This is a genomic window from Bacillus capparidis, assembly GCF_017832095.1.
In the GTDB taxonomy this organism is placed as follows: domain Bacteria; phylum Bacillota; class Bacilli; order Bacillales; family Bacillaceae; genus Bacillus; species Bacillus gobiensis.
In genome coordinates this window covers 261,284-281,143 of record NZ_JAFDST010000003.1, presented here as the reverse complement: position 1 = coordinate 281,143, position 19,860 = coordinate 261,284, and the positions used below count along the sequence as shown (strand labels likewise).

Genomic DNA, 19,860 nt, shown 5'->3' with positions numbered 1-19,860 from the left:
TGACTACCTGACGGGAAAGGTGACACATATGAATAAAAGAATCATTTATTGGAAGCTTAGTATGTATTTCTTTTTCTTTTTCTTTTCTTACGCATTGTGTTATTCATTTTTTGCCATTTGGCTTGGCCAAAGCATCAAACTAAGCGGTGTTCAAACTGGCATAATCTTTTCTGCAAACGCTGTCTTTACCATGGCTTTCCAACCTTTATACGGTTACGTATCAGATCGCATTGGATTGAAAAAAACGTTGCTTTACACTATAAGTTTATTGGTTGTTTTGGCAGGCCCTTTCTTTATTTATGTATACGGCCCCCTTTTAAAATGGAATTTTTGGTTTGGTGTACTAGTCGGAGGTTTTTACCTTGGGCTCACTTTTCTTGCTGGTTGTGCAGCTATCGAATCTTACATTGAAAAAGTAAGCCGGAAATACAAATTCGAATTTGGACGCGCTCGGATGTGGGGCTCAGTGGGATCTGCTGCTGCTGCTTTCATTGCCGGGAGAATCTTTAATTTCGATCCAAATATTAACTTTTGGATGGCTTCCTTCTCTGCCATACTATTAATCTTTATTCTCTTTTTTACAAAAGTAGAAATGAATGAAATTGAAATTGAAAAAGCGGAATCTGTTACGCTCAAGGATATGGGAAACCTTTTCAAGCTGAAAGACTTTTGGGTATTTATGATTTTTATGCTAGGATCAGCGTGTGTATATACGGTTTTTGACCAGCAATTTCCTTTATATTATGCTTCACTTTTCCCGACATCAGATTTGGGAAATCAAGTTTTTGGATATTTAAATTCTCTTCAGATTTTTCTAGAAGCAGGGACGATGTTTCTGGCACCATTTTTGGTTAATAAAATTGGAGCTAAAAACAGCCTGATACTTGCAGGGTGTATTATGACATTCAGAATGATCGGATCAGGCTTGGTTTTTGACCCTTATAGCATTTCATTTATTAAATTAATTCATGCCTTTGAGCTTGCAACTATGTTAGTAGCCATTTTTAAATATCTTGCGGAACATTTCGATACTCGGTTGTCTTCAGTACTTTATTTAATAGGCTTTCAGTTTTCTACACAGATTGGAACTGCGGTTCTATCGCCTATTGTCGGATCGCTTTATGATCAGATTGGTTTTAGACAAACATACCTGTATATGGGAGCAATCGTTTTTGCTTTTACTTTGTTTGGAGCATTTACGTTATTAAGCAGTCATAAAAACATCGTTCCGTCTCGTTCGATTAGCAAGGGAAGCGCTTAAGTTTTGCTGATAATTGAAACCGGCAATATTTCTAACAATCAAACCTAACAATGAAAATGGAGGATATAATCAATGCAAAGTAAAAAATGGTGGCAAAATAGCGTGATTTATCAAATTTATCCGAAAAGCTTTAAAGACACAAATCATGATGGAATTGGAGATATTAACGGTGTTATTGAAAAATTGGATTATCTAAAAGAATTGGGGATCGATGTTATTTGGTTAAACCCTGTATTCTGTTCTCCGATGGATGACAATGGGTATGATATTTCCGATTACATGGACATAGCGCCTGAGTACGGAACAATGAATGATATGGACCGTTTAATTGCGGAAGCTAAAAAGCGAGAGATATCTATTATCATGGATTTGGTCCTTAACCATACATCCGATGAACATCCTTGGTTTATCGAGTCGAGAAAAAGCAAAGACAATAAAAAACGCGATTGGTATATATGGCGAGATCCTAAAACCGATGGGTCTGCTCCAAATAACTGGCGTTCTAAATTTGGCGGCTCCGCATGGGAATATGACGAAAGATCGGGTCAGTACTATCTGCATGTATTCTCTAAAAAACAGCCGGATTTGAATTGGGATAATCCCGAGGTTCGAGAAGCATTATATGAAATGATTCATTTTTGGCTAAAAAAGGGTATTGCAGGCTTTAGGCTGGATGCGATTACTTTTATTAAGAAAAGTGATATGATGGATGATTTCCCTTCAGATTCTTCTGATGGCCTATCACCTGTTGATATCGGAACATTAAATCAACCAGGATTACTCGAACATTTACATGAATTAAAGAAAAAAGCTTTTAATCAAGATATATTTACTGTTGCTGAAGCGCCCGGTGTTTTAGCAAGGGATTTACCTGACTATGTCGGCGATAATGGCGTTTTCGACATGCTCTTTGAATTTGGACATGTGGACATCGATTTAGATAAAGACGGAAAATGGTACAAACCGCTTGACCGTCCTCTCTCCGGGCTAAAGAAAGTAATCTCTGAAAGCCAAGAAGTTATTAATCAAATTGGATGGAGTCCGCTTTATATTGAAAATCACGACTTGCCGCGCTCTATTAATCATTTTCTAGGACAACATGTCGATGGACCTATTCCAGCAAAATTATTGGCCACGTTTTATATGCTTTTAAAAGGAACTCCTTTTATTTATCAAGGACAAGAGCTGGGAATGACGAATGTAAATTTCCCTTCAATCGAATATTACAATGATATTGCATCGATCGGCCAATACAAACAGGCTGTGGAAGAAGGGTATTCGGAGGAAGAAGCACTAAAAACAATTTGGCGCCGCAGCCGTGACAACGGACGTACTCCAATGCATTGGGATAATGGCAATAACGCCGGGTTCTCGGAACATGAACCGTGGCTGAGTATCAATCCCAATTATCAAACAATTAACGTTCAAAACAATCTAACCGACAGTAATTCTGTGTTTCATTATTATCGGCAGCTTATTCAACTTAGAAAGAACAATGAAGTTTTGTTACACGGTTCATATGATAACCTGATGCCTGATGATAAAGACCTTTGGACTTATACACGTTCATTAGGGAATGAAAAAATCATTGTTATTCTTAACTTTTCCGATAAAACTGTACCGCTACACCTTCCATCTCCTATCAATATCAATGAAACGCCACTGCTTATTGGTAATTATTCAGCTGAAAATAATGAACCGATGGAAACCAACCTATTAAGACCTTTTGAAGCAAGGGTATTTCAATTAAAATCGGAAAATTAGTATTCGTAACCAGCTGGGTTCAAGAATTGAACCCAGCTGGTTTTTTATTTGGTTAGATAAAATCATTAACATTCTTCAATCAATACATATTTGCTTAGTCTTTGTAAAAAGAATATTATTAGCTACTCCTGCCAACTTATCGTAAAGCAAAATGATAGCGAAACTCATTAAGCCTGCGTTAAACTAGCCAATTATAGAAAGGATGAATGCATATTGGATTTACAACTAAAAAATAAACTCGTCATCGTAACAGGCTCAACTGCTGGGATTGGAAAGGCTGCAGCCAAGGCTTTTCTTGAGGAAGGAGCAACGGTGATTATTAATGGACGCTCTTCAGAAAAAGTTTCTGCAGTAGTAGAGGAGCTTTCTTCCTTCGGTACTGTACACGGAATCGCAGCAGACTTGGCTAATCAAGACGAGAGCAAATCCTTTGTCGAAAAAGCATCTGACATTGGTGAAGTTGATGTACTTGTAAACAATCTGGGCTTTTTTGAGGTGAAGGATTTTACTGAAGTGTCGGATGAGGAATGGCTCCGTTACTTCGAAGTAAACGTCATGAGCGCGGTACGCCTTTGCCGTCATTTTCTGCCGCTTATGCTTAAAAGGGATTCCGGACGTATTTTAAACTTGGCAAGTGAAGCGGGAGTGAAGCCTCTGCCGCAAATGATTCCTTATTCGATGACAAAAACTGCGTTAATCAGCTTATCAAGAGGACTGGCGGAAATGACGAAAGGCACCAATGTCACCGTTAATTCCGTATTGCCCGGCCCTACTTGGACAGAAGGCGTCGAAAACTATATGAAGGGTGCTGCACAAGCTGCCAATGAAGAGTTAGACACCTTTGTCAAAGATTATTTTAAAGTGAATGAGCCAACATCGCTCCTGCAGCGTTATGCCACGGCTAAGGAGGTTGCCAGCACCATTGTGTATCTGGCTTCTGGAAAAGCCTCAGCAATAAACGGATCCGCCCAAAGGGTTGAAGGCGGGATTATCAGATCCTTGTAGTAGTAAAAAGCGTAACCGGGTTGGTTACGCTTTTTACTTAAGCAAATACCTTTTTAATTTTTGCAATCGCCCAATCCAACTCTTCCTTAGAGATGACAAGAGGCGGGGCAAAACGGATGACTGTATCGTGCGTCTCCTTGCACAGCAGCCCTTCTTCCTTTAATTTTTCGCAATACGGACGGGCAGGTTCATGAAGCTCCATGCCGATAAATAATCCTCTTCCTCTAATTTCTTTAATATGAGAATGAGTGATTTCCGCTAATTTTTGTTTAAAGTACCCGCCAAGCTCAAGTGACCGTTTGACGAGATCCTCCTCTTCGATCACTTCAAGTGAGGCGATCGAAACAGCACAAGCGAGGGGATTTCCTCCAAATGTTGATCCGTGTGATCCGGCATTAAAAACTCCTAAAACCTCTTTGTTAGCGACTACGCAAGAAATCGGGAAAACACCGCCGCCAAGAGCTTTTCCCAAGATCAAAATATCAGGATCAATGTTTTCCCATTCATAGGCGAACATTTTCCCCGTTCTTGCCAAGCCGACTTGAATTTCGTCTGCTATAAATAAAACGTTATTATCTTTGCAAATTTCAGCTGCTTTTTGAAGAAATCCTTCAGGCGGAAGGACAATTCCAGCTTCTCCTTGAACCGGTTCAACAAGAAAAGCAGCAGTATTTGGCGTGATTGCTGCTTGTAATACTTCGATGTCTCCGTAATCGATGATTCTTATGCCCGGCAGCATCGGCCCAAAGCCTCTTTTATATTCATTCTCCGAGGAGAGAGAAACGGCAGTCATGGTTCGGCCATGAAAATTTCCGGCGCAAGCGATGATTTCCGCCTTGTTTTCGGCAACCCCTTTGACATCATATGCCCAGCGGCGGGCTGTTTTCACAGCTGTCTCAACTGCTTCAGCACCTGTATTCATAGGAAGAGCCATCGTTTTATTCGTTAACTTGCAAATCTTTTCGTACCATGGACCAAGCTGATCGTTGTGAAATGCCCGTGAAGTCAATGTCACGCGATCTGCCTGGTCTTTTAAAGCTTGAATGATTTTAGGATGGCGATGCCCCTGGTTGACTGCAGAATAAGCACTTAACATATCCATATACTGATTGTTCTCAGGATCCTTCACCCATACCCCTTCTGCTTCAGAAATAACGATCGGCAGAGGATGATAGTTATTCGCTCCGTATTCCTCGGTTTGTTGGATGATTTTATCCGTTTCGTTTCTAATCGAATCCATTTTTTAAATCCCCCTCCACAAATTCCGTTACAGTATAGCTTATGTCACAGACGTTCCTGTTTCCTTTAATAGTAAAAAAGAATAACAAAAGATTCAACAAGACGATTTTAAAAATTTGAGGCAAATAAAAAAGGATAAAAGAAAGGTATCTCTTATCCCGCATCTTAAAAAGTCCGCTTTACCTGGACGTTACTTTATTTTCTCTGTCGATTTCCGCAAGTCTTGCGCTTATCTCTTCTTCTGTCATTTCATGCTCTTTCACATATAAGTTGCGCGGATCCACACGGCATTCGTGGCTGCAGCTGCGCATATATTTGTACTCGTTCTCCTCTGAGCAGATGATTTGCTTGTTGCACTCAGGATTGGCACAGTTTACATATCGTTCGCACGGTTCACTGGTGAAATAATCCTTACCGACGATGACATGCTCTACGCGGTTGACTGGAACACTAATTCGTTCGTCAAATACGTAGCACTGCCCATCCCAGAGTTTACCTTGCACTTCGGGATCCTTGCCGTAAGTGACAATACCGCCATCCAGCTGAGAAACATCCTGATGGCCTTCTTTTAACAGCCATCCTGAGAATTTTTCACAACGTACCCCGCCTGTACAATAGGTAAGAATCTTTTTTCCTTCAAGAACTTCATTGTTATCGCGAATCCAATCAGGCAACTCACGGAAGGTCTTAATATCAGGTCTAATCGCTCCTCTAAAGTGCCCAAGATCGTATTCATAATCATTACGCGCGTCAATCACAACTGTATCTTCTTGCTGCATATTTTCATAAAATTCCTTCGGGCTTAGATGCTTTCCCGTAATTTCGAGTGGATTCACATCATCCTCTAAGCTAAGGTTGACAAGTTCCTTTTTATGGCGAACGTGCATTTTCTTGAAGGCATGGCCGCTTGCTTCATCCACTTTAAACACGGTATCAGCAAAGCGCGGATCCTCCCTTAAAGCCTGCATATATTTTTCAGTCTGCTCAACCGTTCCTGAGACAGTACCGTTAATACCTTCTTCTGAAACGAGAATTCGTCCTAATAAACCGAGTTCTTTGCAAAATTCCAGATGATCGATGGCAAATTGCTCAGGATCCTCGATTGGGACATATTTATAATAAAGTAAAACTCTATATTCCATAATTAAACACCCTGTTCAATTTTAATTTAAAAAACTACTATCCTTTATCATACAACAAAAATTGACACAGGAAAAATATTTTTTCTGGAAAAACAGAGATATCAGACCACTTTTCATTTTAAAATATTGATTTGTCCCCATTTTAGTAAATACATTTTTTCAATAAGGATCAAGTTCTAAGTCCTTTTTAGAATTCTTTTTAGGCTTTATTATATCTGAGTGTTAATTTTGGCTCAAAAGAACCACCATTGAAAAGCGGTAAATTTAACTATTGTGATCCATTAAAAGCACACGTTTTACAAATTCCGCCTTTGCTTCCGTATACGCTTCTCGATCATTGGCAAATTCTTTTGCCAATCTTCTTTTAAGGATTGCGTATTCTTCCACTAAATGAGAATTCGCTCTTAAAGTGTTTCGGAATAAAAGTTGTTTTCGCCACCGCTCTTCTCCCTTCAACATGAGCTGCAGATGTGCGGCACGCTTATCGTTCTTCACCTTAACAAAAAATCTTCTCCATGGCCGATTATCTAATTCGGGTGGCACATAATGCCATCCATAGGAAACTAATTTCTGTGCCATTTCGTTAATTTGCTCCATAGATGGAATTGAAGCCATTAAATCAATGATCGGTTTAGCTGGCAAATTAGGTATGGAAGTGCTCCCAATATGCTCAATCTCAGTAACACCAAAAATAGAAAGCAGTTTATATAGTTTCTGTCTTTCCTCATTACCTTTTATGATCCACACAGGATCAGGATTTTTTATTTCTACTGATTCTATTGCCCAAACAGGAAAGTTACTGTTGTTCTTGAGGTTCACAGGTAAATCATCTCCGAACGACAATTTAACCCTATTACAGAACGAAAATTTGTAACAGTGTAGTTTAACATAACCTTATTTTAACCCTGTAAGAGTGATTCCCTTAATAATTCGCTTTTGGAAAAACAGGAAAACAAGTATTAAAGGAATGACCGATAGAGCAGCACCCGTCATTACCATTTCCCAATTTGATTCGTTTTCACTTGAAAAAAAAGCCAACCCTACTGGCAACGTCCTAACATCTTCTGATTGGCTGATGATTAGAGGCCACAGAAACGCATTCCAGTTTCCCAAGAAAGTAAAAATACATAATGCGGATATTGCTGGTTTGACAAGTGGAATAACAATTTTTATAAAAATGCCAAATTCGCTCATTCCATCAATTCGTGCAGCATCCAACAAATCATCGGGAATCGATTCGATAAATTGTTTCATTAGATAAATACCGAATGCCGAAATAACACCAGGAAACATGATACCCCAGTACGTATCTACCCACCCCAATTGGGAAGACATGATATACCAAGGTATGATCAGCATTTCTGTTGGAACCATTAATGAACTTAGAATTGCAAAAAAAATGACCTTTTGTCCAACAAAGGAGAATTTAGCCAAAATATATCCTATTAAAGTATCAAAAAAAGCCACGCTAAGTGTAGTTAAAGAAGCAATGAACAGGCTATTTAGAAACCATCTGCCAAATAACGTGTCAGTAAAAATTCTAATGTAGTTTTGTATCGTTGGATTTTCCGGTATCAATTGAAATGAAAATATTTCTGCCGGTACTTTGAATGAGGTAGAAATCATCCATAGAAAAGGAAATATCATAAGAATTGCGCCAAACATTAACACAATATAGAAAACAATTTGCAATGCCTTTTGGCTAGCTGCCATGTTTCTCACCTCTTTCTTTTCAATATTCAAATTTTTTGGTTAGCACTTTTGTTTGAAAGATAGTGATCATAAAAATGATCAAAAAGAGAATAACGGTTGCCGCAGAAGCATATCCCATTTTAAACTGACTGAAAGCCAATTGATAAATGTATTGAACAATGGTAATCGTTGAGTTAAGCGGTCCTCCTCCTGTCATATTTTCTACCTGAGTAAAACTTTGTAAAAAATTGATCGTTGCTATTATAGCGGAAAAAACAATCGTTGGATTCAGCAGAGGAATGGTTATATGCAAAAACTTCTTCCATGCTCCAGCCCCGTCAATATCTGCCGCTTCATAATAAATAGTCGGGATGTTTTCAAGTCCGGCCAAAAAGATAATTATTTGAAAACCAAGCCCTTGATAGATGATGGTTGCAATTACGATATAAATAGCTTGATCAGGGGATTGAAGAAACAATTGCTTTTCGAAACCGATACTCAACAAAATATCATTAATGATTCCATTATTCATAAAAATCCACTTAATCACCCAGCTAATGGCTACCGCACTCGTGATATAAGGAATAAAATAGAGCACCCGAAACAGTCCTTGAAACTTATTGATCTTTTGCAGTAATAAAGCAATGGCCAGTCCTACTATCAATTGAAGAGATACACCTATGACAACGTAAATCAAAGTATTACTCAACGCCTTACCAAAAACAGGATCTTGAAATAACTGAACATAATTATTTAAGCCAACAAACGGCTTATCCTGAGACATAATATTCCATTCCCTAAAACCGATATTAAACGTGTAAAGCATGGGAAAAAAACGGATGGAAATAAAAAACAGCAATGGAATCGCCAAGCTACCATAAACAAACAGGTATTTTTGCTGGGTAAGGGTCATTCGATAGATTTTCGATTTGCTTTTGGCTCGTTTTTGTCCGACATAGTCCAATTTGTTTCCCCCCTATTAAAAGAGAGAAATTAAAAAAGTTCTCTCTTTGTTTTTCTACTGATTCCAATATTCATCAAACAAGCTTTGGGTTTTTTCTTCTAATTCTGCAAATGCACCTTCAACACTAGTCTGTTTTAGCAGAACCTTATTTATTGCGTCGAGGATATACTGCCTTTCCACATTTTCATCAATAAAGAAGTGAGATTTCCCATCAGGCAACTGGTTGACAAAAGATCCAATAATCGGATCATTTACATACTTGTCTTGCAGTGCGACTTCTTTCTTGGCCGGGAGCTCGCCAATTTCATCAGACCATTTTTCCATGACTTTGTCACTCGCTAAAAATTGCAAAAACTTTACGGATGCCTCTAGTTTTTTCCCATCTACATTTGCGGTTATTCCATTTGCCCAGTAAGTTGCAGGTGTGGCTTTTTCTTTATAGGAAGGAAGAGGTGCCACACCATAATTTAAATCGGGAGCCCCTTTCTTTAAATCTCCTAAGCGAAAGGAGCCATCAATATTCATAGCGGCTTTACCTGTTTTGAAAGCTGTAGAGTCATCGGTATAAAAGTCTTTCTCCCCTATTTTATGGACGGTTGATAGTTCGACTAAATATTTAAATGCTTCTAAACCAGCGTTATTGTCGTCCCAAAGAATTTTCTTGTAATCATCACTTTGGTCTTTTCCGCCTGCCTGATAGAGAAGGCCGTCTCTAAACCAGGTGTGCAGTTGGGCTTCAGGCTGCCAGGCAAGCCCTTCTGTAATCAGTTTTCCATTCTTGTCCCTTACCGTTAGCTTTTTGCCTATATCGATTAGCTCATCCCATGTTGTCGGAGGATGTTCAGGATCCAAACCGGCTTTTTTGAATAAATCTTTGTTATAAAAAAGAGCTAGTGTGCGAACAGCAGTAGGAAGCGAATAATATTCACCATCCAGCTTTGACGTTTGAATAAATGGGAAATATTCACTTTCAATTTGCTCCTGTGGAAAATCGTCCTTAGGCAAAGGCTGTAAAAAGCCTGATTTCACATATTTAGGCAACCATCCATAATACAGATTAATAACATCCGGCCCTTTCCCAGCGGGGACTAATGCTGCAATTTTTTGGTTGTACTGTTCATACGGAAACGTTGTCTGCTTAATCTTGATACCCGGATTTTCTTCTTCAAATTGTTTAATTAGATCATCCATTAAATGAACTTTTGAATCAAAAGAATACTGCCAGTATTCAATTTCAACAGTGTCGCTACCCGAACTTGCTGTGTCTTTACTTGAACATCCTGTAAAAAGTAATATTGAAAAAGCTAACAACAGGATTAATTTATAATTCATTTTCAACTTCTTTCCCCCTTTTATAATTGTTACGGTCTTTCTTCTCAATTCCCAATAGATATCTGGCGTTATTACCAAAAATGTTTTCAAGATCATCTTCGCGCATATTCATCTCTCTGCACGTTCGGACCTGATCCTGGAGATATCTATAAACGTACCCTCTTGGAAATCCGTTTGAATCTGTTCCAAAAATGATCCGTTTCGATCCAATCAATTCAAAGGTTTTACGAAACAAAATTTCCAAATCAAGATGGTATGGCATCCATCTCACCCATTGATTTGATCCCGAAGTATCAATGTAAATGTTCGGGCAGCTCCAACAAAGGTGAAGCAGCTCTTGAAAATAACCTGCACCAAAGTGCGGAATGATGATGGGTATCTCAGGATACTCTCTAGCTACTTGAAAAATTGAAAGGGGACTGATGTTTTGATGATTGACAATCCCCCCTGCTCTTCCCAACAAACCAAAATGGATTAAAACTGGCAATCTCTTATCTGCTAAGTATGTCCAAACTTTTTTAAGAGACGGATCGTGGAAATCCTTATTAACAAGCGGGCCAAATAGCTTATATCCCTTCAATCCCAGTTCCTCCACTGCCCGCTTTAATTCAAGATGAGCATCCTCTCTTTCAATCGAATGGTAAGCAAAGCCGGTAAATCTTGAGGGGTTGAATCTAATATAACTAGCCATTATGTCATTACTTTCTGCCGTTAAAAAATTCAGAGTATCAATTTGATAGGCGTCAAGTTCTTTTTCCCAACGCTCAATGAGAGGAGCTTCAAGATCATTTTGTTCGGTTTCTTGTTTTGTGTTCGGGAAATCCCAAGTAAGTTTCATTCGGTCGGAACGGTCTTTGTTGTACTCATTAACCACTTTGTTTTTTGTGATAAAAGAAAGAGAGTATGGCAAATGTCCATGAATATCAACTACTCTAAAAGGGGCCTTAAATAACATGAAGTTCCCATCCCTTACTAAAATTATGTAACATGAAAGCGGGCTGTAACTATACCCGTTAATTCCACACACCATTCGAATATTTTCACAACTTTCCCCCAACAGACATGCGGACAAAAACATTGTTTTGGATAATCATCTAATTCCTCAATATTTTGTAACATCACTCATGTAGACATATCGATTATCAAATCTTCTTTTATTGATTCCTATAAAAATTAAATCTATTTCTTTACAGCATCACCTCTATATTATTAGCCGTTCAGTTATGCGAGATTCTTTACAAAAGTGTTTACTAGAATATGTTACCAATATTAATTATATTATTCCTATAAGTCAAGTTGGTATTAAGTTAATAATTTGACTTCTCTGGTAACCGTCGGTTATATTATAACCATAGGTTAGTAACCAATGGTTATAAAGTACCCCTTCAACCAGCAAGGGTTTCGAAGAATAGCCTCCGTACATGTTAGGTGAACCAATTGGCTTTTACAGGCAGCCGTCCCCCGCCTGTTCACCTGCCGACAGCTTTGTGGCGGGGGACTTACTGCCCATTAATGCGGGATAAAAGGAGAATTCTCATCAATGACTAAAATTGACCAGCGTTCAGATGAAACAAAAAATAATATCCTTACTGCTGCAAAGGAACTGTTTGCCGACCGGGGGTATGACACAGTAACGATGCGGCAAATCGCGAAAAAAGCAGGCTGCTCACATACGACGATTTATATTTATTTTAAGGATAAGGAAGCTCTGCTCCACCAGCTTTCAATGCCTTCATTGCTCAAATTGCAAAAGCAAATGGAACAAATCGCACAGCATGATGCTTTAACCCCAGAAGACAGATTGAAACAAATCAGCCATAAATTTATCCATTTTTGTTTACAGAACAAAAACATGTACACAATCATTATCGCCGCACAATCTACCAGGATCGATGAGAAAGATCCAAAGCTCGAAATTAATAAACTTCGCAACAATATGTTTGCTTTATTGATGAGCGTCATTCAGGAATGTCTCTCTATACCGAAAAACGAACAGCTATTAACATTTACGCGTATTTTTTTCTATAACCTCCATGGAACCGTGAGCACTTACACTTATTCGAATGAATCAGTCGAAGAATTGATGAATAGATTATCATCAACCTTTGATGAAGCCGTTGATGTCATTCTTTTTGGTTTTAAAGAAAAAATAAATCAGGGAGCAGATGAAAAATGAAAAAACAACAAATTTCAGAGCATATTTGGAGCTTGAAAACGTGGATGATAATCCCGGTTCACGTGTGGATCGTTACTGATGACGATGGAGTCACACTCATTGATGCAGGCATACCTTCGATGGCTAAAAGCATTTTATCATTTATTGATGAGCTGCAGGCCGGACCACTTCAAAGAATTCTGTTAACGCATGGCCATTCGGATCATACAGGGGCGATTTCTTCTATTTTAAAAACAGCAAATGTCCCGGTTTATGCGCATCGAATCGAAATCCCGTATATGGACGGAGAACTGCCTTATCCACGCCGAAAAAAAGCCGCCCAATCCGTTTCAAAAGAGATAGCCAAAGCACTTCCTGAAGATGAGCACGGAAACTTAACTAGGATGGCAGAACTCACCCCTTACCTTACACCTGGCCATTCACCGGGGCATGTCGTTTTTTATCACGAAAAGAATGAAGTAATGCTCGCAGGTGATCTCTTCACCTCTAAAAAAGGGAAGCTTCACCGGCCCATGCCAATGTTTACAGCCGATATGAATGAAGCGATCAAAAGCAGCACGATCGTCAGGAAATTGAAACCGAAGCGATTGGAGGTCTGTCACGGGAATTCAGTATTTCAGCCCGCCGATCACTTAGACGAATACCTTCAGAACTTTGGTAAAGAAATAAGCAGCCTCTCCATATGATCATCATAGAATATACCGTGTTAGCCATCCTTTTTCTTTTAGAACTCTCGGCTTTAGTAGCATTTGTTTATTGGGGCTTTCAGCTCGATAAAGGATTAGCTGTCAAACTGATCGTTGGGAATCGGCACGCCGTTGCTTGTCGCCATCTTTTGGGGAATGTTCGTATCTCCAAAAGCAACAATTCCCGTTTCTGTTCCAATAGGAATTCTCTTGAAGCTTGTTATTTTCGGTGCTGCAGCAGCCGCCTTATACTTTGCCGGACAGAAAACACTCGCTATCATTTTTTTCATCGTTGTTCTCGTTGTGATTGGGTTGGATTATTGGCTGGGGTTTTGATACATGCGATTTAAATAAGAAGATCGAAGAAGCATTCATTATTCGATCTTTTTTTCTGCTTATTTTTAGGGAACTTTATTCAAAAAGATTCCTGTTTTTCTATATGGGACAGCAGCTGAAAAATCTGGCCCCTATGATATGATTCGTGTTCAATCAGATGATAGACGACCCACTCAGGCGTGACATCATAATCGGCAAGCACACGAGGCTTTCTCCAATCCGTCAGATCCATTGTCCTGAAGTGAGAAAGAAATACGTTTAGTACAGAATCCATGCGGTGAAAAAGATTTTCGTTCTAAAAAATATTCTTAAAGCAATTCCTGTAAATTAACTAGCGTTTAAAGTATTGAATCTATCACATACTATACAAGAAAAAAATCAGCTAAAAATAAAAAATAAGCATTTCCTATGCAAAATGTAGGAAGGTGTTTTATAATTTACAATTGGTCAGAAAGATTAAACGGTCTAAACCAATAAGAAAAGAGGTATATCATGAAAAAAGGACTATTTACCATCCTGTTCATTATGCTTTTTGCAGCATTAACAGCATGTGGAAATGCTGATAACTCTTCAGAGAAAGACAGTAATAAAAATGAAGACTTATGGACAGCAGTTAAAGATAAAGGTGTGTTAACCGTTGGAACAGAAGGAACCTACGCACCGTTTACCTTCCACGATGAAAAAAACCAATTGACCGGTTATGATGTGGAAGTTATCAAAGAGGTCGGCAAACGGCTTGATCTTGAGGTCGAGTTTAAAGAAACTCAATGGGACAGTATGTTTTCCGGGCTAAACAGCAAGCGATTTGATTTGGTTGCCAATCAAGTCGGTAAAAACGGCCGTGAAGACCAATATGATTTCTCTGAAAAATATACAACTTCTAAAGCTGTCGTCGTTACGAAAGCCGATAACAACAGTATCAAATCTGAAGAAGATGTCAAAGGAAAAACATCAGCTCAATCATTGACAAGTAACTACAACGATATCGCTAAAGAAGCAGGCGCCAATGTACAAGGCGTGGAAGGTCTTGCCCAGGCTTTACAGCTCATTCAGCAAGGAAGAGCAGATGTAACGTTTAATGATAAACTAGCTGTACTTAATTATCTAACAACGTCAAAAAATAAAAATGTAAAAATAGCTTTTGAAACCGGCGAACCACAAGAAACCTATTTTGCCTTCCGTAAAGGCAGTGATACGTTAGTTGAACAAGTGAATAAAGCTTTGGATGAAATGAAAGAAGACGGAACACTTTCAAAAATATCAGAGAAATGGTTTGGTGAAGATGTTTCTAATTAAGGATCTCCAAACTTTCGGATTTGCTATTCCATGGGATTTAATGCAGCAATCATTTTGGCCAATTTTACTAGAGGGAATCAGATATACGATTCCCTTAACTATTATTTCATTTATTGTCGGATTGATTATTGCACTCCTGACAGCTTTTGCCCGGATTTCCAAGGTGAAAATTCTCCGGTGGATTTTTAGTATTTATGTTTCAGCGATTAGGGGAACACCTCTATTGGTGCAATTGTTTATCATTTTTTACTTACTTCCTGAAATTAACATTTACATTGACCCGTATCCAACAGCGATTATCGCATTCTCTTTAAATGTGGGTGCCTATGCGTCAGAAATTATTCGCGCCTCTATTCTTTCTGTACCGAAAGGACAATGGGAGGCAGGCTATACGATAGGGATGTCTTATAGAAAAACCTTATTTCGCGTTATTTTGCCGCAAGCCATGAGGGTATCGATCCCGCCCTTATCCAACACCTTTATCAGTTTGGTCAAGGATACGTCACTTGCATCACAGATTTTGGTGACTGAACTGTTCAGAAAATCCCAGGAAATCGGTGCGACTCATCTCGATCAAATTGTCTATATTTACATGTTAGCCGCATTTATATACTGGATTATTTGCTTTCTTTTATCACTTGTCCAGCATCATATCGAACGGTATCTTGACCGATTTACAGCAAGATAGGAGGGTCCGTAAATGTTATCCGTAAGTGGATTACAAAAATCGTTTGGCGATAACACCATATTAAAAAACATTAATTTTGAAATAAAAAAAGGAAAAGTCATTGCCATTTTAGGACCGTCCGGATCAGGGAAAACGACATTGCTACGATGTTTAAACGCCCTGGAGACTCCCGAGCAAGGCATTCTCTCTTTTGATGATTTTTCCATCGATTTTTCTGAAAAGAACAAGCAATCAGACCTGCTTCGTCTCAGAAAAAAATCCGGAATGGTTTTTCAAGCCTATCACTTGTTTCCGCATCGGACGGCATTGCAAAATGTAATGGAAGGTCCGGTTCAGGTTCAGAAAAAAAACAAAGCGGAAGCCAAAAAAGAAGCTATCCAATTGTTAGAAAAGGTTGGTTTAGAGGATAAATTGGACTTATATCCGTTTCAGCTTTCCGGCGGACAGCAGCAACGCGTCGGCATTGCACGGGCGCTCGCAATCAAGCCCGAACTGATGCTTTTTGATGAACCGACTTCTGCTTTGGATCCAGAGCTTATTGGCGAGGTTCTTACGGTCATGAAAAACCTGGCTAACGAAGGCTGGACAATGGCTGTCGTCACGCATGAAATCAAATTTGCCCAGGAGATTGCAGACGAGATTATTTTTATCGATGGAGGGGTAATCGTCGAACAAGGTCCTCCGAGCGAGGTGCTCATCTCCCCTAAGGAAGAGCGCACCAAGCGCTTTCTGCACAGGATTTTGAATCCTCTTTGATCTGGAAAATGGAAACTACTGAAAAAGAAGATCTGCCACATCTTAGAATCCTTACTAATGAATCTAAGATGTGGCCTTTTTACATCTTTTTCAATAGAAAAACCCTCTATACAATAAAATATAGAGGAAGTTATTTTTTCTAATTAATTTATTTCTTTCAGGATAACCTTTATGCTCTAAACCAATTTGTCGATCTTTGTAGTTTGATTTCTTTTAGAAATCAGTTCTTCTTTTTCATTCGATACTTGTCCAACAATACTTACCCCAACCAATGTTACTACAGCTAGGACAATACTGAATATTCTAAATTTCATAGTCACTCCCCTCCTTTCGAATTTGTTTTTGTGCTTCAATCATTTTTTCATAAAATAAAGAGGAATCCTTATATTTTCCATTTTCACTGAAATATTTCGCTGCTTCCAATGCAAATTCCTCTATGTCAGGATACATTCCTTTCGATTCTAGAACAGAAAAGGAGTCTAATATACCCTTGGTATCCCCATCTTCAAGATATAATGACTTCAAAAAATGGAACTCTGCAATTAAACCTTCTTCCTTTAGTTGATATGCTTGAGCTAAACCCTCTTCATAAATTCTCTTCGCCTCGTGAATATTCTTTTGCTTAAATAAAATTTGGGTAAGTGAAAACCAAGCTTCAACTGAATGAGTAAGAAATTCTAATTTTCCTTCTACATACCGATTAACAGATTCTCTAAAATATTGTGTAGCAGTGGCGAAATCACCCATTTTCAAGAAGCAATTCCCAAGATTGTATAATGCTGCTCCTATTAGACGATGATTATTTTCAAGCTTCGCAATATATAAAGCGCTTTCAAGATACGGCAAGGCCTTGTCAGGGCGATGCAAATCATCGTAATTCCCCGCTATTACAAATTCACAATGCATTCGACGGACAGTGTATATTTCATAGGCCTGATAGGTTTGAAATGCCTGCATAGCATAGAGCAGCGATACTTGAGTTTGTTTCATATGATAATAAACCTCTGAGACTTTGTAGTTGAATTCAGCTCTTTCAATTTCGTCTGATACAGCATCTAACTTTTTTTCTGCTCTCTTATAAAACAATATTGCCTTTATAAAAAGACCCTTATTAAATTCATGCATCCCTCTAAAAAAGTTAAAATAATACTCTATCAATCCATTGAATTGCTCTTTTTTACTTTCACTGTCCTTTAACTCCTCTGGTAACTCTATCCTGTCATCTTTTAAAAATGCAGGGTCTACATAATCAATCATCATTTGATGTCGAAAGCTCATTAAATTGTAATAAATTGATAAATCCTTGTCATCCATGCTTTTCATCTTTTGCTCAATTTCTGATTTAATGATTAAAGCTTCATCAATATTATGCTTGCGAATTACATTATACCAATCGTTGATTCTCACCCCTACTTCTGAGGACACAATTTCCACCCAGTTTATCCCCTCCTTAATTTTATTGCTTTACACTAAAAAAATAGCATAGAAGTGTTTTACAAAAAAGAGTACAAATCCCTATAATTGGATGATTAGTCCTAAGTAGATTTTTATGAAAGGAGTATAAATAGATTGATGAAAGTGCAGACCATACAGCAATCTCGTAATATAATACTTCATCGAGAACTGTCTGACAAAAAAGCCCGCACACCTTAGACTGAAGTTACGGGTGTGCGGGCAATTCCAAGACTTTATCCTGTATTAACGGGCAGTAAACGCCCCATTGATTGAAGATTCACTTTATATTTGATCACCGGCTACGGCTTCAGCTATATTTACTGCATGATCACCGATTCGTTCCAGATTGCTGATGATATCAACGAAAACAATTCCTGCCTGGCCAGTGCATAATCCTTTGTTCAAACGAAGAATATGCTGCTTGCGAAGCTTTCGTTCCAACTTGTCAATCTGCTCCTCTTTTTCAATGACTTTTTCTGCTATGTCTTTATCATTTTGATCAAGAGCAGCTAAGGATTCCTTAATAGTTGAAACAGTCAATTCGATCATATATTTTAAATCGTCAATCGCCGATTCGGTAATGTCTACTCGAGTTGCCATTTTATATTCGACAAGCTCGATAAGATTTTCAAAATGATCTCCGACTCGTTCAATGTCTCTTACTGTATCCATTAACATATTATGCTCTTCTGACTCCTGATCAGACAGTGATGCAGATGACAGTTCGATGAGATAGTTAGTAATTTTCCGGTCAAGGTTATTGATTGCATCCTCTATTTGATAGGCATTTTTAGCATGTTTCGGTTGTTTGGTCAGCAAAAATTGATAGGTTTCTTCAAGTCCTTTTATAGCAAATTCACCCATACGCAAAACCTCTTCTTTTGCTTGTCCAAGAGCAATCGACGGTGATTGTTCAATAAAAATAGGATCAAGATGCTTTGCCTTGTACTCAATGACCGTATCCTTTCCAGGAATAATTTTTGTCACAAGAAATGCTAATACAGCAACAAAAGGCAGCTGAATAAGAGTATTCGTTGTATTAAATATCCCATGCGCAAAAGCAATCGTCATTTTGGGATCAAGGCTCCAAGCTGACTGGAGAAAGACAATAAATGATGTAAATGGTTTAAGCAAAACTAAAAATATGGCAGTCCCAATAAGATTAAACAGCACATGAGTAGCAGCCGCTCTCTTTGCTGCAACAGAAGCGCCAATTGATGCTAATACTGCCGTAATCGTTGTGCCAATGTTATCTCCGAATAATACTGGCAGCGCACTATTTATATCAATTAATGAATCGGCAAAAAGCCCTTGCAAAATTCCGATCGTGGCACTTGAGCTTTGCACAATTAATGTAAAAATGGTCCCTACAATTACTCCAAGAAGCGGATTCGAACTCATGTTTACTGTTAAATCATGAAATGCTTCCATTGTACGAAGGGGCTTCATTCCTCCGCTCATTAATTCCAATCCGTAAAATAGGGCACCAAATCCGAAAAAGACCTGTCCCCAATTTTGAAGTTTTTTATTTTTAAAGAAAAACAGAAGGAAAGATCCAACTGCAATAATCGGTAAAGCATACTCACCCACATCAAAACCGATAATAAATGCGGTGATGGTAGTCCCGATATTTGCTCCCATAATGACTCCTATCGCCTGGCGAAGTGTCATAAATCCCGCACTTACAAGCCCGACCGTAATCACAGTTGTACCGGAACTGCTTTGGATTAAAACGGTAACAATAATTCCAGCGAGAACACCCATTACAGGATTGGTTGTAAATCGATCCAAAATGTCTCTCAACCGATCTCCCGCAGATTTCTGGAGGCCGTCTCCCATGTACTTAATTCCAATCAAGAAAATTCCAAGTCCGCCAATAAATTCGAACAATAGTTTTTGTATATCTATTTCCAAAAGATTCACCCCTACATTCAATAAAAGTCTGCAAACTCCGTCCATTATGTTAGAACCTTAAATTTTTGTAAACAACCAAACCGAAAACTTTACAATAACTTTACAATAATGAAATGTATATATCATTATTCAGTTTTTAAAGTACAATTACCTT

20 protein-coding genes and 1 pseudogene are annotated in these 19,860 nt (G+C 38.5%); 10 read left to right on the top strand and 11 right to left on the bottom strand.

What is annotated here, in order from left to right; genetic code table 11:
- The first annotated feature begins 28 nt into the window (after positions 1–28).
- The 3 genes from JOC74_RS14940 (at position 29) to JOC74_RS14930 (ending at position 4,030) form a co-directional block, all read left to right on the top strand.
- Positions 29–1,261 carry an MFS transporter gene (locus JOC74_RS14940; RefSeq protein WP_053605450.1) on the top strand — a complete coding sequence of 411 codons (1,233 nt, stop codon included), beginning with the start codon at positions 29–31 and terminating at the stop codon, positions 1,259–1,261.
- Between the two features lie 72 nt (positions 1,262–1,333).
- On the top strand, positions 1,334–3,025 hold the full coding sequence (locus JOC74_RS14935) for a glycoside hydrolase family 13 protein (RefSeq protein ID WP_053605449.1): 1,692 nt from the start codon (positions 1,334–1,336) through the stop codon (positions 3,023–3,025).
- A gap of 213 nt (positions 3,026–3,238) precedes the next feature.
- Complete coding sequence (locus JOC74_RS14930; protein ID WP_053605448.1) at positions 3,239–4,030, top strand: SDR family NAD(P)-dependent oxidoreductase; 792 nt, start codon at positions 3,239–3,241, stop codon at positions 4,028–4,030.
- 37 nt (positions 4,031–4,067) lie between these two features.
- On the opposite strand, the gene JOC74_RS14925 is transcribed toward JOC74_RS14930, so the two are convergent.
- The 7 genes from JOC74_RS14925 to JOC74_RS14895 all read right to left on the bottom strand — a co-directional run bounded on the left by JOC74_RS14925 (position 4,068) and on the right by JOC74_RS14895 (position 11,354).
- Positions 4,068–5,270 carry an ornithine--oxo-acid transaminase gene (locus tag JOC74_RS14925; protein ID WP_053605447.1) on the bottom strand — a complete coding sequence of 401 codons (1,203 nt, stop codon included), beginning with the start codon at positions 5,268–5,270 and terminating at the stop codon, positions 4,068–4,070.
- Positions 5,271–5,448: 178 nt separating this feature from the next.
- Positions 5,449–6,411, bottom strand: a complete 963-nt coding sequence (gene trhO / locus JOC74_RS14920; RefSeq protein WP_053605446.1) for an oxygen-dependent tRNA uridine(34) hydroxylase TrhO — start codon at positions 6,409–6,411, stop codon at positions 5,449–5,451.
- A gap of 264 nt (positions 6,412–6,675) precedes the next feature.
- Positions 6,676–7,230, bottom strand: a complete 555-nt coding sequence (locus JOC74_RS14915; protein WP_053605445.1) for a GrpB family protein — start codon at positions 7,228–7,230, stop codon at positions 6,676–6,678.
- 75 nt (positions 7,231–7,305) lie between these two features.
- Positions 7,306–8,124, bottom strand: coding sequence for a carbohydrate ABC transporter permease (locus JOC74_RS14910; protein ID WP_053605444.1), 819 nt, complete (start codon positions 8,122–8,124; stop codon positions 7,306–7,308).
- A gap of 19 nt (positions 8,125–8,143) precedes the next feature.
- The gene (locus JOC74_RS14905; protein WP_053605443.1) at positions 8,144–9,067 is read right to left on the bottom strand and encodes a carbohydrate ABC transporter permease; all 924 of its coding nucleotides are present in this window, start codon (positions 9,065–9,067) and stop codon (positions 8,144–8,146) included.
- A 54-nt stretch (positions 9,068–9,121) separates the two neighbouring features.
- Entirely contained in the window at positions 9,122–10,399 is a 1,278-nt protein-coding gene (locus JOC74_RS14900; RefSeq protein WP_053606193.1) for a sugar ABC transporter substrate-binding protein, read from the bottom strand.
- The gene (locus tag JOC74_RS14895) at positions 10,389–11,354 is read right to left on the bottom strand and encodes an amidohydrolase family protein (RefSeq protein ID WP_053605442.1); all 966 of its coding nucleotides are present in this window, start codon (positions 11,352–11,354) and stop codon (positions 10,389–10,391) included. The genes JOC74_RS14900 and JOC74_RS14895 overlap by 11 nt, the downstream gene beginning before the upstream one ends.
- Positions 11,355–11,939: 585 nt before the next feature.
- Between JOC74_RS14895 and JOC74_RS14890 the strand changes: the two genes are divergently transcribed.
- From JOC74_RS14890 to JOC74_RS23625, 4 genes and pseudogenes are all read left to right on the top strand, one after another.
- Entirely contained in the window at positions 11,940–12,575 is a 636-nt protein-coding gene (locus JOC74_RS14890; protein WP_053605441.1) for a TetR/AcrR family transcriptional regulator, read from the top strand.
- A complete protein-coding gene (locus JOC74_RS14885; RefSeq protein ID WP_053605440.1) occupies positions 12,572–13,261 on the top strand; it encodes an MBL fold metallo-hydrolase in 690 nt (229 codons plus the stop codon). The genes JOC74_RS14890 and JOC74_RS14885 overlap by 4 nt, the downstream gene beginning before the upstream one ends.
- A pseudogene (locus JOC74_RS24335) lies at positions 13,258–13,338 on the top strand (hypothetical protein); the annotation flags it as partial. The gene JOC74_RS14885 and the pseudogene JOC74_RS24335, both read left to right, overlap by 4 nt.
- Before the next feature lie 79 nt (positions 13,339–13,417).
- Positions 13,418–13,597 (top strand): DUF2568 domain-containing protein, encoded by a 180-nt coding sequence (locus tag JOC74_RS23625; RefSeq protein ID WP_245212978.1) that lies wholly within the window; start codon positions 13,418–13,420, stop codon positions 13,595–13,597.
- Between the two features lie 79 nt (positions 13,598–13,676).
- Here the strand turns inward: JOC74_RS23625 and JOC74_RS14875 are convergent, their stop codons facing one another.
- A complete protein-coding gene (locus JOC74_RS14875; RefSeq protein ID WP_082364244.1) occupies positions 13,677–13,871 on the bottom strand; it encodes a DinB family protein in 195 nt (64 codons plus the stop codon).
- A gap of 218 nt (positions 13,872–14,089) precedes the next feature.
- On the opposite strand from JOC74_RS14875, the gene tcyA reads away from it, so the two are divergent.
- From tcyA to JOC74_RS14860, 3 genes are read left to right on the top strand one after another with little or no spacing between them, the layout of a single operon-like run.
- Positions 14,090–14,893 carry a cystine ABC transporter substrate-binding lipoprotein TcyA gene (gene tcyA / locus JOC74_RS14870; RefSeq protein WP_053605438.1) on the top strand — a complete coding sequence of 268 codons (804 nt, stop codon included), beginning with the start codon at positions 14,090–14,092 and terminating at the stop codon, positions 14,891–14,893.
- Entirely contained in the window at positions 14,880–15,581 is a 702-nt protein-coding gene (locus JOC74_RS14865; protein WP_053605437.1) for an amino acid ABC transporter permease, read from the top strand. Before tcyA ends, JOC74_RS14865 begins: the two co-directional genes overlap by 14 nt.
- A gap of 12 nt (positions 15,582–15,593) precedes the next feature.
- On the top strand, positions 15,594–16,337 hold the full coding sequence (locus JOC74_RS14860) for an amino acid ABC transporter ATP-binding protein (protein ID WP_053605436.1): 744 nt from the start codon (positions 15,594–15,596) through the stop codon (positions 16,335–16,337).
- Between the two features lie 176 nt (positions 16,338–16,513).
- Here the strand turns inward: JOC74_RS14860 and JOC74_RS14855 are convergent, their stop codons facing one another.
- The 3 genes from JOC74_RS14855 to JOC74_RS14845 form a co-directional block, all read right to left on the bottom strand.
- Positions 16,514–16,651 carry a hypothetical protein gene (locus tag JOC74_RS14855; protein ID WP_158320331.1) on the bottom strand — a complete coding sequence of 46 codons (138 nt, stop codon included), beginning with the start codon at positions 16,649–16,651 and terminating at the stop codon, positions 16,514–16,516.
- Positions 16,641–17,762: a response regulator aspartate phosphatase gene (locus JOC74_RS24165; RefSeq protein ID WP_225970414.1), complete on the bottom strand. Its 1,122-nt coding sequence runs from the start codon at positions 17,760–17,762 to the stop codon at positions 16,641–16,643. Before JOC74_RS24165 ends, JOC74_RS14855 begins: the two co-directional genes overlap by 11 nt.
- Before the next feature lie 312 nt (positions 17,763–18,074).
- Complete coding sequence (locus JOC74_RS14845; protein WP_192841122.1) at positions 18,075–19,706, bottom strand: Na/Pi cotransporter family protein; 1,632 nt, start codon at positions 19,704–19,706, stop codon at positions 18,075–18,077.
- Between the last annotated feature and the right edge of the window lie 154 nt (positions 19,707–19,860).